Consider the following 12,698-nt stretch of genomic DNA (forward strand, 5'->3'; position numbering starts at 1 on the left):
CTCAGAACGCCGAGACACCGGTCAGCGCACGGCCGATGACCAGCTTCTGGATCTGGCTGGTGCCCTCGTAGAGCGTCATCACGCGTGCGTCGCGCAGCAGTTTGCCCACCGGGTACTCGTCTATGTAGCCGTACCCGCCGAAGACCTGGAGCGCGTTGTTGGCGGCGCGTACGGCGGCCTCGGAGGCGAACAGCTTGGCCTTGGAGGACTCCGTGGCGAAGGGCTGCCCGCGGTCGATGAGGTCGGCGACCCGCCACGTCAGCAGGCGCGCCGCGTCCACGTCCACCGCGATGTCGCTGATCAGCTCCTGGATCAGCTGGTGGTGGGCGATGGTCTTGCCGAACTGCCCGCGCTCACCCGCGTACTTCACCGCCGCGTCCAGCGCGGCCTGCGCGATGCCCACACAACCGGCGGCCACCGACATGCGCCCCTTGGCCAGCGCCGACATCGCTACGGAGAAGCCCTTGCCCTCGGGGGCCAGCATGGCCGAAGCGGGGACGCGGACGTCCTCCAGGACCAGCTCGGCGGTGGCCTGGCCGCGCAGGCCGAGTTTGCCGTGGACGGTGCGGCGGCCGAGGCCGGGCGCGTCGGTGGGAACCAGGAAGGCGGATACGCCCTTGTGTCCCGGGGCGCCGTTCGTGCGGGCGAAGAGGAGGACGACGTCGGCCCAGGTGCCGTTGGTGATGAACATCTTGGCGCCGTTGATCACGTAGTCGTCGCCGTCGCGGACGGCCCTGGTCGTGAGGTTGCCCGCGTCCGAGCCGGTGCCGGGCTCGGTGAGCCCGAAGCAGCCGACGTACTCCCCGGAGGTGAGGCCCGGCAGCCACCGCCGCTTCTGCGCCTCGCTGCCCCAGGAGGCGATGGTCTTGGCGACGAGGCCGAGCGAGACGGAGACGATGCCGCGCACGGAGGAGTCGCCGCGGCCCAGCTCCTCGGTCACCAGGCAGTACGCGAGGTGATCACCGCCCGAGCCGCCGTACTCCTCGTCGATCGTGAGCCCCAGGAACCCGACGTCGCCGAGCTTCTTCACGATGGCCCGGTCCACGCTCTCGGCGCGGTCCCACTCGACGACGTACGGGGTGATCTCGCGCGCGACGAAGTCCTCGGCCAGCTGCCGGACGGCGGTCTGCTCCTCGCTGAGCTCCAGGTTCATCGCGGGCACCTCTCGCGTCGGCATATCCGGGGAGTTTTAAATTAGCAGTGCTAGTTTACTGCGGCAGCCCTACTATGTGCCGCATGGCCCGACCGCGCAAGCCCCTCCTCAGCCGGGAACGCATCGTCGAGGCGGCGCGCGTCATCGTGGACGCGGAGGGCCTCGCGGCCGTCTCCACGCGCCGTCTCGCCGCCGAGCTGGGGGTCAGCGGGCCGTCCCTCTACAACCACTTCCGCACCAAGGACGAGATCCTGGAGGCCGTCGCCGACTCGGTGAGCGCACAGGTCGACCTGTCGATGTTCGACACCGCCGACGGCCGCGACTGGCGCACCGCGCTGCACGACTGGGCGGTCTCCTACCGGGCCGCGCTCACCCTGCACCCGAACATCGTTCCGGTCCTCGCCCGTGGCCCCGGGCGCCGCCCGGCGGGGCTGCGGCTCGCGGACACGATGTTCGGGGCGATGGTCGACGCGGGCTGGCCCGCCGCGCAGGCCACGTCGATCGGCGCGCTGATGCGGTACTTCATCATGGGCTCCGCGCTCGGCTCCTTCGCCGGCGGCTTCGTGGACGACGAGACGGCGTACGACCCGTCGGCCTACCCCCACCTCGGCCAGGCCCACCTCCTGGCCGACCGTCAGCAGCTCATCGACGACCGCGCCTTCGAGACGGGCCTCACGGCGCTGCTCGACGGACTCACCTTGCAGTACGAGGCCTTGCGGCACGAACGGGCCCGCACGGTTCGGGGTGCGCCGAGGCGTTCCTGACCCACCGGTCATTCGTGCACGATGCGCTCCACCGCCGCCGCGACGAGCGCGTCCCGCTCGGCCTCCGAGAGCATCCCGGGCAGCGTGAGCTGCTCCACGATGAGCCAGTTGAACGCCAGATAGAGCAGCCGCACGGCGGTCGCGTCCCCCGGCAGTCCGGAGGCCTCGTGGTAGGCGAGGTTGTTCTCCAGATCGGCCCGGACCCGCTCGGTGAGGACGGCGCGCAGATCCGGGCGGCGGGTCGCCTCCAGGCGCAGTTCGAGCAGGGCGAGATAGCCGGTGCGGAAGCCGCTGACCCGGCTGACCACGTCGCGCATCAGCGCCGCGTACGTCTCCTTGTCGGGCTTGGCGGTGCGCTGGCGCTCGACCTCCTCCGCACTGGGGTGGAGACGCTCGTAGACCCGGGCGGCCGCCTGGGTCAGCAGGTCGTCGCGGTTACCGAAGTAGTTGGAGGCCGTGCCGGTGGGCACACCGGCCTGGGTGTCGACCGCGCGAAACGTCAGCCCCCGGGCGCCCTCCGCGGCCAGTACCTCGATGGATGCGTCGACCAGAGCCGCACGCCGTTCGTCGTTCCTCCGCACCATTGACGCCACTCCATTCGTAGTACTACGTTCCGACCACTACAAAAAGAGTACTACAACGGGAGTTACCCAAGGAAGAGGCCGCCGGCGTCCCGAGCCCGTACGCGCACCTGCGCCAGTACGTCGTGTCGTCGACGCTCGGATCCGCCCCCGGCCCCGCGGTGACCGTGAAGAGCTACCCGGTGGTCGCGGGGGCCGGAATCCCCGTGTTCGGCGGGGAGTTCGACCCCACGGCGTTTCACGTGAGCCGGCGCGGGTCGTTCCCCAACGACGTCACGATCACCTGGTTCACGCGCGGGCGCTCGTGACGATATTGCGGTGAGGGCCGAGGTGTCCGGCGCCTAGCCTCTCCTCATGTCTACCTCCAGCCTCTCCCCCGAGCCGGCCGCCCGCCGCTCGGCCCGCCGCCCCGAACTGCTCGCCGCGGCGGCCGCCACGTTCACCGTCGTCATGTGGGCCTCCGCCTTCGTCTCCATCCGCAGCGCGGGATCCGCCTACTCCCCCGGCGCGCTCGCGCTCGGGCGCCTGCTCGCCGGGGCGCTGACGCTCGGCGTCATATGGGCGGTGCGCCGCGAGGGGCTGCCGCCGCGCGCCGCCTGGCCGGGGATCGCCGTGTCCGGCCTGCTCTGGTTCGGGGTCTACATGGTCGTACTCAACTGGGGTGAGCAGCAGGTCGACGCGGGTACCGCCGCGCTGCTCGTGAACATGGGCCCGATCCTCGTGGCCCTGCTCGGCTCGCGGCTGCTGGGCGACCCGCTGCCGCCGCGGCTGCTCGCGGGCATGGCGGTGTCGTTCGCGGGCGCGATCGCCGTCGGCTTCTCGATGTCCGGCGAGGGCCGCGCGTCCGTGCTCGGCGTGGCGCTCTGCCTCATCGCCGCCGTGGGGTACGCGGCCGGGGTCGTCGCCCAGAAGCCCGCGCTCGGCAGCGCGAGCGCCCTCCAGGTGACGACCTTCGGCTGCCTGGTGGGCGCCGTGCTGTGCCTGCCGTTCGCGGGGCAGCTCGTGGACGAACTGAGCCGGGCGCCCGCCTCCGCCACTCTCAACATGCTCTACCTGGGTGTCTTTCCGACCGCCCTCGCCTTCACCACCTGGGCGTACGCGCTGGCCCGCACGACCGCGAGCCGCATGGGCGCGACGACGTACGCCGTGCCGGCGCTGGTCGTCGTGATGTCGTGGCTCGCCCTCGACGAGGTGCCGGGTGCCGTCACCCTCGCCGGGGGCGCGCTGTGCCTGGCCGGGGTCGCGGTGGCGCGTTCCCGTCCCCGCGGCCGCGCCGAGGCCGTCCCCGCACCCGCCCCCTCCGGCAAGTAGCCGTCACCGGGGCCCTGCCGCCCCGGCGGCCGGGCGTCAGAAGACGATCAGCGCTCGGCCGCCCTTGCCCGCGATCATGTGCTCGAAGGCCGCCGGGATGCCGTCGAGGGCGATCCGGTCGGTCACCAGGACACCGAGGTCCAGGCGGCCCGCCCGGATGTGCTCGGCGAGGATTGGCAGGTCGACCGCCGGGTCGCAGTTGCCGTACACGCAGCCGGACAGGGTCCGGCCCCAGTGGAAGAGCTCCAGGGCGTTGAAGGTGACCTGCTGATCCTTGCCGCCGATGCCGACCACCGTGGTGCGGCCGCCGCGGCGCGTGGACTCCCAGGCCGTGCGGATCGTCACCGCGCGGCCCACGCACTCCACGGCGACGTCGACGCCCTGCCCGCCGGTGAGCCCCCGGATGGCGCGGGCGGTCTTCTCCGAGGCGACCACATAGTCGGTGGCGCCCGCCGAACGTGCCAGCTCCTCCTTCTCCGGGGAGACGTCGACCGCGATGAGCCGCGAGGCGCCGGCGATCCGGGCCGCCTGCAAGGTGGCGAGGCCGACCCCGCCGACTCCGAACACCGCGACGGTCTCGCCCGCGCGCACCTTCGCCGAGTGGTGCACGGCGCCGTATCCGGTCAGGACGGCGCAGCCGAGGAGGGCCGCGTCGGTGAGCGGGACGCCTTCCGGCACCGGCAGGACGCAGTTGGCCGCGACGACGGTCTCCTCGGCGAACGCGGCGACGTTCAGGCCGGGGTGCAGATCCGTGCCGTCCGGCCGCTTCGCGTAGACGTCGGCGGCGCCCGCGAGGGCGTTCGCGCAGAGCCACACCTCGCCGATCGAACAGGCGTGACAACTGCCGCAGGAAGGCGCCCAGTTCAGGACGACGCCGGCGCCGGGGGCGAGCCCCGTGACGCCCTCGCCGACGGAGACGACGGTGCCCGCGCCCTCGTGGCCGAGCACGGCGGGCACCGGCACCCGCATCGTGCCGTCGGACAGGGACAGATCGGAGTGGCAGACCCCGGCGGCGGCGAGGCGCACGCGGACCTGGCCGGGTCCCGGCTCCGGCAGATCGATGTCGGCGATCTCCAGCGGGGAGCCGACGGCGGGGAGGATGGCGGCGCGGACCACGTTCACGTACTCCTTGGAGAAGCTGGCTGGCTGGCTGGCTCGGGCGAGTGGGGTCGGAACCGCTCAGAATTGCAGCGACTTCGTCTGTACGTATTCCGCCAGGCCGTGCGCCCCCAGCTCGCGGCCGACGCCCGACTGCTTGTAACCGCCGAAGGGGGCGAGGGGGTTGAAGCCGCCGCCGTTGATGTCGACCTGGCCGGTGTCCATGCGGCGGGCGAAGGCGACCGCCTCGGCGTCGTCGGCCGCCCACACCGCGCCCGCGAGGCCGTACACCGTGCCGTTGGCGATGCGCAGGGCGTCGTCCTCGTCCTCGTACCGGATGAGGGAGAGCACCGGGCCGAAGATCTCCTCCTGGGCGATGGTCATCTCCGGGGTGACGTCGGCGAAGACGGTGGGCTGGACGAAGTACCCCCGCTCCGTCGGCGATTCGGGGCCGCCCGCCACGATCCTGGCCCCCTCCTCGACGCCCTTCTCGATGTAACCGCGCACCCGGGCCTGCTGCTTGGCGTTGACGACCGGGCCGATGCGGGGGCCGTACTTGGCCGCGGCGGCGGACGCCAGCTCCACCGCCTCGTCGTAGCGCGCGGAGTCCACCAGCATGCGGGTCCAGGCGCTGCACGTCTGGCCGGAGTTGGACATGACGTTCGCCACGCCCACGTTGACGGCCTTGGCGAGGTCGGCGCTCGGCAGGATGACGTTGGCGGACTTGCCGCCCAGCTCCAGGGCGACGCGCTTGACGGCCGCGCCCGCCGTGGCGCCGATCCGCCGGCCGACGGCCGTGGAGCCGGTGAACGAGACCAGGTCGACGCCCTCGTGCTCGGCGAGCGCCCGCCCCGCGACCGGGCCGAGCCCGGTGACGAGGTTGAACACGCCCGCGGGCACGCCCGCCTCGTGCACCGCCTCGGCGAAGAGCTGGGCGGTGAGCGGGGTGTCCTCGGCGGGCTTGAGCACGACCGTGCAGCCCGCGGCGAGCGCGGGGGCCACCTTGTTGACGATCTGGTGCAGGGGGTAGTTCCAGGGCGTGATCGCGCCGACCACGCCGACCGGCTCCAGATAGACGGTGGAGTTGCCCACCTTCTCCTCGAAGGGGTGGGTCGCGGCCAGTTCGGCGTACGAACCGCAGACGATGACCGGCACCCCGGCGTGGACCGCCTGCGAGAACGGCAGCGGGGCACCCAGCTCGGCGGTGACGATCCCGGCGATCTCGTCCTTGCGGGCGACCAGCCGGTCGCGGAGCGCGCCGATCAGGGCCGCCCGCTCGGCGGGCGGGGTGGCGGCCCAGCCGGGCAGGGCGGCGCGGGCGGCGCGCACCGCGGCGTCGACGTCCTGCGCGGTGCCGGCCGGGACCCGCCCGATGGTCCGCTCGTCGGCCGGGTTGACGACCGTGATCGTGTCGGTGCCCGCGGCCGGGCGCCATGCGCCGTCGATGTACATGCCGTCGTGCGCCTCGTACACGCCGTCGTGGGCCTTCATCGCACTCCTCCAGGTTGACGTCCGCACTACAAACTAGCGCTGATAGTTTTCTGGCACCAGGGGCAGCCGGCGTCCTCCCCTTTCCGCCGCCCTCCCCGCTCCAGGCTCGCCCTCATGCCGCCTCTGCGCCGTACGTTGCGGATGACCATGGTCCTGGCCGTGACCCTCGCAGCCGCCCTCGTCGGGGCGGGAACGCCACCAGGAGCGGAGCGGCCGGTCGGTCGGTCTCACGGTCGGTCCTGGCCCGCACGCCGTATGGGACTTCGAGGCGGCGGGGACGCGGGGCTGACACGCACGACCCCCCACCGCCGACGGCTTCCTCACCGCCGACGGCCTCCTCACCGGCGGCCGTTGAGCCGGGCGGCCTGGCGTGTCAGGTGGTCGCGTTCGGCGAGGTTGGGCGCCTTCCGGGCCGCCTCGGCGTACAGCCGTGCCGCCGTCGCCAGGTCTCCGTTCCGCTCGTGGAGGTACGCCGCCACCGCGGTGCGGCGGGGAAGGGGGTCCCGGTTCGAAGAGCCCGCGAGGGACGGGAAGGAGTCGTCGAGCGCCGCGAGCGCCGCGAGGCCCGCGCGCGGCCCCTCGGCCTCACCGACGGCCACCGCGCGGTTGAGCCGGACGACCGGGCTCCCGGTCAGGCGGGCGAGTTCGTCGTACCACTCGACGATCTGCGCCCAGTCGGTCTCCTCGGTGCTGGGCGCGTCGGCGTGCAGCGCCGCGATGGCGGCCTGCGCCTGGAACTCGCCGAGCCGGTCGCGGGCGAGGGCCGCTTGGAGGATCCCGATGCCCTCGGCGATCGACGCGGTGTCCCACCGGCCGCGGTCCTGCTCGGCGAGCGGCACGAGAGCGCCGTCTGGGGTGGTCCGGGCGGCGCGCCGCGCGTGGTGGAGCAGCATCAGGGCGAGCAGCCCCGCCGCCTCGGGGTGGTCGATCCCGGCCGCGAGCTGCCGGGTGAGCCGGATCGCCTCGGCGGCGAGGTCGACCTCGCCGGAGTAGCCCTCGTTGAAGACGAGGTAGAGGACGCGCAGCACGGTGGCGACATCGCCGGGCCGGTCGAACCGGACCGCCGAGACAGTGCGCTTGGCCCGGCTGATCCGCTGTGCCATCGTCGCCTCGGGCACCAGGTACGCGCGGGCGATCTGGCGGGTGGTCAGCCCGCCGACGGCCCGCAGGGTGAGCGCGACGGCCGAGGACGGGCTCAGCGACGGATGGGCGCACAGGAAGTAGAGCTGGAGCGTGTCGTCCGCCGTCGGGGCGGGCCCTGGTGCCGGTTCCTCGTCGACGCGTTCCTCGCGCCGGCGCCGGGCGGTGTCCGCCCGGACCGCGTCGAGGAACTTGCGCCAGGCCGCGGTGATCAGCCAGCCCTTCGGGTCGCGCGGAGGGTCGTCGGGCCAGACGCGGACCGCCTCCACCAGAGCGTCCTGCACGGCGTCCTCGGCCGCCGCGAAGTCGGCTCCGCGGCGGACGAGGATCGTCAGGACGCTCGGTGTGAGGCTCCTCAGCAGGGCCTCGTCCATCGGTGAGGTCACTCCGTGATGGTGGGCGGCGCGGCCAGGAACGGGCGCAGTTCGAGCCACTCGTGGATCGGCTTCCCGCCCGCCCCGGGGGCGGCCGACAGCTCTCCGGCCAGCTCGACGGCGCGCTCGTAGGTGTCGACGTCGATGATCATCCAGCCCGCGATGAGGTCCTTGGTCTCGGCGAACGGGCCGTCGGTGACCGGCGGGCGCCCTTCACCGTCGTACCGCACCCACGTCCCTTCGGGGGCGAGCGCCTGACCGTCGACGAACTCGCCCGTCTTCTCCAGCCGGTCCGCGAAGTCCCTCATGTACTGGATGTGCGCCGAGATCTCCTCGGGCGTCCACTGGTCCATGGGCACGTCGTTGTTCGCGGCCGGGGCGCCCCGGTAGTGCTTCAGCAGCAGGTACTTGGCCATCGTGCTCTCCTCGGTTCCGACGCGGCCCATTGTGGTCGCGTTCACCTCGGGGACGGAGCCGGTCACGGGTTCTCGACACGGCGGGCGAAGTTTTTTCGCGATTCCGAGAAGTGACTCCACGAAGCGGCTCCAAAGCTGACATTCACCGCGACGTCGTCCGGAATTTGATTTCCGTTGCGTGACATACGCATGACAAGACGTCGCACCTCTTGATCTACCCCACGCGCAGCGGCCACGCTGCTGCTCGCGACGGGAGCGGACCGCACCGCTCCCTTCTGTGTGTGCGATCACGCACGCACCCCCCACAGTCGCGTCGCCCCACCCGGGCGCGCCGCCTATGAGGAGGACTCCCTCGTAATGGCAATGCTGCGTAGCAAGAAGACGGTGATCGCCGCGGCGATCTCGACCGCCGCCGTCGCCGTCCTCGGCACGGTCACCGCGCTCCCCGCCCAGGCCGCTCCCGCCGAGGGCACCGTGATCGCGGCGGGCTCCGCCGACGCGGTCAAGGGCAGTTACATCGTCACGCTGAAGAAGAGCTCGGGCCTCAAGGCCGCCACGAGCCGGGGCAAGGGCCTCATATCCGAGTACGGCGGCTCGGTGACGAAGACATTCAAGTCCGCGCTCAACGGCTATACCGCGAAGCTGAGCGAGGCGGAGGCGAGACGCCTCGCCGCCGACCCCGCGGTCGCGAGCGTCGAGCAGAACCAGCGCGTGCGGGTCAGCGCGACGCAGACCAACGCGCCCTGGGGCCTCGACCGCATCGACCAGGCGAGGCTGCCGCTGAACGGCGGCTTCACCTACCCGGACACCGCGGGCTCCGGCGTCACGGCGTACGTGATCGACACCGGCGTACGCATCTCGCACTCGGAGATCAGCGGCCGCGCGGTCAACGGCTACGACGCCGTCGACGGCGACGCCACCGCCCAGGACGGCAACGGCCACGGTACGCACGTCGCCACGACCATCGCGGGCAAGACGTACGGCGTCGCCAAGAAGACCAAGATCGTGGGCGTCCGCGTGCTCGACAACGACGGCTCCGGTACCACCGCCGGTGTCATCGCGGGCATCGACTGGGTGACCGGACACCACGCCGCCGGCGCCCCGGCCGTGGCCAACATGTCGCTCGGCGGCGGCGCCTCCACGTCGCTGGACAACGCGGTGAAGAACTCCATCGCCGACGGCGTCACCTACGCGGTCGCCGCGGGCAACGAAGGCGTCAACGCCTCCAGTTCCTCCCCGGCCCGGGTCCCCGCGGCCATCACGGTGGGCGCGACCGGCAGCAACGACGCCAGGGCCAGCTGGTCGAACTACGGCTCGGTCCTGGACATATTCGCGCCCGGCGTCTCCATCAAGGCGGGCTGGCACACCGGCGACACGGCGACCAACACCATCTCCGGCACGTCGATGGCCACGCCGCACGTCGCGGGTGCGGCCGCTATCTACCTGGCGGGCCACACCTCCGCCACGCCCGCGCAGGTCTCCTCTGCGCTGGTGAACGGGGCCACGCCCAGCGTTGTGACCAGCCCCGGGTCCGGTTCTCCTAACCGGCTGCTCAAGATTGTTCAGTAATTCAGCGGCCCGTGGGGGTAGTTGACCGTTTGTCCCTGCGGGTTGTTCTTGGCTGGTCGCGCAGTTCCCCGCGCCCCTTCGGGGCGCTTCCCTCAGGGGCGTGGGGAGCGTACGGCCAGCGTCGCGGCCAGGAAAAGCAGGCCTCCCAGCATCACGAAAGGTGCTGCCACACCCGCGACTCCCGCGATCAGGCCCGCCGACGCGGGAGCTGCTACCTGGCCCAGGCGGTTGCCGGTGAGGCGCAGTGCCAGGGCCGTCGAGCGCGCGCCGTCGGGGGCCGCCTGGACGACGGTCGTCATGGAGAGCGGCTGCCCGGCGCCGAGGCAGAAGCCGAGCGCGGCGAACATCAGGGCGAGCCCCCACAACGGTACGGGCAGCGCCATGCCCGCGCAGAGCAGCCCGCCCAGCAGACAGGTGCCGGTGAGCAGGGCGGTCCTGCCGAGCAGGCGGATCATCGGGGTCATCACCAGGCGGCAGGCGATGGTCGACGCCGCCCGCAGGCTCAGGAGCAGCCCGACCGTCGCGGGGGCGATGCCGCGGTGCTCGCCGACCACCGGCAGGTAGGCGGTGAGGATGTCCGTCGCCGAGAGCACGGCGAGGCTGACGAAGATGCCCCCGGGCACGCCACGGGCGCGCAGGATGCCCAGCACCGGCACCCGCTCGGCGCTCTCCACGGAACGCGCCGGCCGGACGTGCTCGATGCGCCACAGCGAGGCGAGGGAGACCGCGCCGACCGCCGCCGAGACGAGCAGGGCCAGCGCGCTGGTGCGCCCCATGTCCGCGCCGATCAGGGCGCCCGCGGCGATCGGACCGACCAGCTGGCCGAGCGAGGCCCCGATGGTGAAGTGCCCGAAGTTGCGGTCCTGTTCGTCGGGTGCCGACTGCCGGGCCACGATCGACTGGGCGCCGATCACGAAGCAGAGGTGGCCGAGCCCCATCACGCCGCTCCAGGCGGCCATCGCGGCGAGCGAGCCCGCCGCCCCGCTCAGCGCGCAGCCGCCGGAGATCAGCACGACACCGAAGGGCAGCAGCGGCGCGCACCGCCCGTGGTCCGTCCTGCGTCCCAGCGGTACGGCGGCGAAGAGCGGGAGCAGCGCGTAGACGCCCGCGATGACACCGACGGCCCGCTCGTCGGCGCCGAGCGAGAGGGCCCGGTAGGAGACGGCGGGCCGCGCCATCGACACCGCCCCCTGCGCGAAGCCGAAGGCGATGACGAGGCGCAACAACCAGGCCCGGCCGGCAGGCCCGGCCGACGCGTGTGGCATCAGATGATGCCGAAGAGGATCCCGGCGCCGAGCACCACGAGCGAGGTGAGCACGGCCCACTTGACGGTGAACCTCGTGTGGTCGCCGAACTCGACCTTGGCCATGCCCACGAGTACGTACACGGCGGGCACCAGGGGGCTCGACATGTGCAGCGCCTGGCCGGCGATGGAGGCGCGGGCGATCTCCAGGGTGGAGACGCCGTGGGCCTGGCCCGCCTCGGCGAGGACGGGCAGGACACCGAAGTAGAAGCCGTCGTTGGACATGAAGTAGGTCAGCGGGATCGACAGGAGGCCGGTGACCAGGCCCATGTGCGGGCCCATGCCCTCGGGGATGGCGTCGACGAGCCAGTCGGCCATGTGGTCGACCATGCCGGTGCCGGTGAGGACGCCGGTGAAGACTGCGGCGGCGAAGACCATGCCGGTGACGTTGAGGACGTTCTCCGCGTGGGCGGCGATGCGGGCCTTCTGGTCGGGCATGTGCGGGAAGTTGACCGTGAGGGCGAGCGCGGCGCCGAGCAGGAAGAGGACCGGGATCGGCAGCCACTCCATGATCATGGCGGTGAGCAGCAGGACGGTGAGGCCCGCGTTGAACCAGTAGAGCTTGGGCCTCAGGGTGGCGCGGTCCGGGTCGAGTCCCTGGAACCCGTCGTCCTCGCCGTCCTCGCCGTCCGCATCGGCCTCACCGGACGCACCGGACTCACCGGTCCCGCCCGTCGCGCCGGAAGCGGCGTCCGTGTCCGTACCCGAACCCGCTCCCCCGGTGGCCGTCTTGACGAGCGACGTCCGCCCCTCGGTGCCGCCGCCCGCGCCCACCAGGACCGTATCTCCCGCCGTCTCCTTCTCCAGGACCTCGTCCAGGGAGAGCGTGCCGAGCCGCTTGCGCTCCCGCAGGCCGAGTGCGTACGAGAGGAGGAACACGGCGACCAGGCCCATGGCGAGCGCCGGGATCATCGGGACGAAGATGTCGGCGGCGTCGACCTTGAGCGCGGTCGCGGCACGGGCCGTCGGGCCGCCCCAGGGCAGGGTGTTCATGACGCCGTTGGCGGTGGCGGCGACGCCGGTCATCACGACGAGGCTCATCTTGAGGCGCTTGTACAGCGGGTACATCGCCGAGACCGTGATCATGAAAGTGGTCGAGCCGTCGCCGTCGAGGGAGACGATCGCGGCGAGCACGGCGGTGCCGACCACGATGCGCATCGGGTCCGCCTTGCAGAACCGCAGGATGCCCCGGACGACCGGGTCGAAGAGGCCGACGTCGATCATGACGCCGAAGTACACGATGGCGAACATGAGCATGGCCGCCGTGGGCGCGAGATTGCCGACGCCGTCGAGGACGTAGTCCCCGAGATGGGCTCCCTTTCCTACGAACACGCAGAAGAGCGCGGGGATCAGCACGAGTGCCGCGATCGGCGACATCTTCTTCATCATGATCAGCGCCAGGAAGGTGGCGATCATGACGAATCCGAGGATTGTCAGCATGGGGGCTACCTAACGTTCACCATCGAACTCCCACCAGGTCTGGCGGTCCGGTCGACGT

At 72.0% G+C, this 12,698-nt stretch carries 12 protein-coding genes; 4 read left to right on the forward strand and 8 right to left on the reverse strand.

What is annotated here, in order from left to right:
• Position 1 precedes the first annotated feature (1 nt).
• Positions 2-1,153 (reverse strand): acyl-CoA dehydrogenase family protein, encoded by a 1,152-nt coding sequence (locus CP975_RS06800; protein ID WP_055532639.1) that lies wholly within the window; start codon positions 1,151-1,153, stop codon positions 2-4.
• 83 nt (positions 1,154-1,236) lie between these two features.
• On the opposite strand from CP975_RS06800, the gene CP975_RS06805 reads away from it, so the two are divergent.
• The gene (locus tag CP975_RS06805; protein WP_055532637.1) at positions 1,237-1,917 is read left to right on the forward strand and encodes a TetR/AcrR family transcriptional regulator; all 681 of its coding nucleotides are present in this window, start codon (positions 1,237-1,239) and stop codon (positions 1,915-1,917) included.
• Positions 1,918-1,925: 8 nt separating this feature from the next.
• Here the strand turns inward: CP975_RS06805 and CP975_RS06810 are convergent, their stop codons facing one another.
• Positions 1,926-2,501, reverse strand: a complete 576-nt coding sequence (locus CP975_RS06810) for a TetR/AcrR family transcriptional regulator (RefSeq protein ID WP_055532635.1) — start codon at positions 2,499-2,501, stop codon at positions 1,926-1,928.
• A 122-nt stretch (positions 2,502-2,623) separates the two neighbouring features.
• Here CP975_RS06810 and CP975_RS06815 point away from each other — a divergent pair, with 122 nt between their 5' ends.
• Both CP975_RS06815 and CP975_RS06820 read left to right on the forward strand, forming a co-directional pair.
• A complete protein-coding gene (locus tag CP975_RS06815) occupies positions 2,624-2,806 on the forward strand; it encodes a hypothetical protein (protein WP_055532633.1) in 183 nt (60 codons plus the stop codon).
• 46 nt (positions 2,807-2,852) lie between these two features.
• Complete coding sequence (locus tag CP975_RS06820; RefSeq protein WP_055532631.1) at positions 2,853-3,809, forward strand: DMT family transporter; 957 nt, start codon at positions 2,853-2,855, stop codon at positions 3,807-3,809.
• A gap of 36 nt (positions 3,810-3,845) precedes the next feature.
• Here CP975_RS06820 and CP975_RS06825 read toward each other — a convergent pair whose 3' ends face one another.
• The 4 genes from CP975_RS06825 to CP975_RS06840 form a co-directional block, all read right to left on the reverse strand.
• Positions 3,846-4,925, reverse strand: a complete 1,080-nt coding sequence (locus tag CP975_RS06825; protein WP_055532657.1) for a Zn-dependent alcohol dehydrogenase — start codon at positions 4,923-4,925, stop codon at positions 3,846-3,848.
• A 63-nt stretch (positions 4,926-4,988) separates the two neighbouring features.
• The gene (locus CP975_RS06830; protein WP_055532629.1) at positions 4,989-6,398 is read right to left on the reverse strand and encodes an aldehyde dehydrogenase family protein; all 1,410 of its coding nucleotides are present in this window, start codon (positions 6,396-6,398) and stop codon (positions 4,989-4,991) included.
• Positions 6,399-6,736: 338 nt separating this feature from the next.
• On the reverse strand, positions 6,737-7,912 hold the full coding sequence (locus tag CP975_RS06835) for an RNA polymerase sigma factor (RefSeq protein WP_055532627.1): 1,176 nt from the start codon (positions 7,910-7,912) through the stop codon (positions 6,737-6,739).
• 8 nt (positions 7,913-7,920) lie between these two features.
• Positions 7,921-8,328: a YciI family protein gene (locus tag CP975_RS06840; RefSeq protein WP_055532655.1), complete on the reverse strand. Its 408-nt coding sequence runs from the start codon at positions 8,326-8,328 to the stop codon at positions 7,921-7,923.
• 357 nt (positions 8,329-8,685) lie between these two features.
• On the opposite strand from CP975_RS06840, the gene CP975_RS06845 reads away from it, so the two are divergent.
• Positions 8,686-9,897, forward strand: a complete 1,212-nt coding sequence (locus CP975_RS06845; RefSeq protein WP_150476668.1) for a S8 family peptidase — start codon at positions 8,686-8,688, stop codon at positions 9,895-9,897.
• A 92-nt stretch (positions 9,898-9,989) separates the two neighbouring features.
• Here the strand turns inward: CP975_RS06845 and CP975_RS06850 are convergent, their stop codons facing one another.
• Both CP975_RS06850 and CP975_RS06855 read right to left on the reverse strand, forming a co-directional pair.
• The gene (locus tag CP975_RS06850) at positions 9,990-11,162 is read right to left on the reverse strand and encodes an MFS transporter (RefSeq protein WP_055526937.1); all 1,173 of its coding nucleotides are present in this window, start codon (positions 11,160-11,162) and stop codon (positions 9,990-9,992) included.
• Positions 11,162-12,640: a CitMHS family transporter gene (locus tag CP975_RS06855; protein WP_055526939.1), complete on the reverse strand. Its 1,479-nt coding sequence runs from the start codon at positions 12,638-12,640 to the stop codon at positions 11,162-11,164. Before CP975_RS06855 ends, CP975_RS06850 begins: the two co-directional genes overlap by 1 nt.
• Positions 12,641-12,698 lie beyond the last annotated feature (58 nt).

The organism is Streptomyces alboniger (assembly GCF_008704395.1).
In the GTDB taxonomy this organism is placed as follows: Bacteria; Actinomycetota; Actinomycetes; order Streptomycetales; family Streptomycetaceae; genus Streptomyces; species Streptomyces alboniger.

Coding starts and splice junctions, on each gene's coding strand:
- CP975_RS06810 (WP_055532635.1), bottom strand. CDS start 2,501: ATGGTGCGGAGGAACGACGAACGGCGTGCGGCTCTGGTCGACGCATCC.
- CP975_RS06850 (WP_055526937.1), bottom strand. CDS start 11,162: ATGCCACACGCGTCGGCCGGGCCTGCCGGCCGGGCCTGGTTGTTGCGC.
- CP975_RS06820 (WP_055532631.1), top strand. CDS start 2,853: ATGTCTACCTCCAGCCTCTCCCCCGAGCCGGCCGCCCGCCGCTCGGCC.
- CP975_RS06840 (WP_055532655.1), bottom strand. CDS start 8,328: ATGGCCAAGTACCTGCTGCTGAAGCACTACCGGGGCGCCCCGGCCGCG.
- CP975_RS06855 (WP_055526939.1), bottom strand. CDS start 12,640: ATGCTGACAATCCTCGGATTCGTCATGATCGCCACCTTCCTGGCGCTG.
- CP975_RS06805 (WP_055532637.1), top strand. CDS start 1,237: ATGGCCCGACCGCGCAAGCCCCTCCTCAGCCGGGAACGCATCGTCGAG.
- CP975_RS06845 (WP_150476668.1), top strand. CDS start 8,686: ATGGCAATGCTGCGTAGCAAGAAGACGGTGATCGCCGCGGCGATCTCG.
- CP975_RS06830 (WP_055532629.1), bottom strand. CDS start 6,398: ATGAAGGCCCACGACGGCGTGTACGAGGCGCACGACGGCATGTACATC.
- CP975_RS06835 (WP_055532627.1), bottom strand. CDS start 7,912: ATGGACGAGGCCCTGCTGAGGAGCCTCACACCGAGCGTCCTGACGATC.
- CP975_RS06800 (WP_055532639.1), bottom strand. CDS start 1,153: ATGAACCTGGAGCTCAGCGAGGAGCAGACCGCCGTCCGGCAGCTGGCC.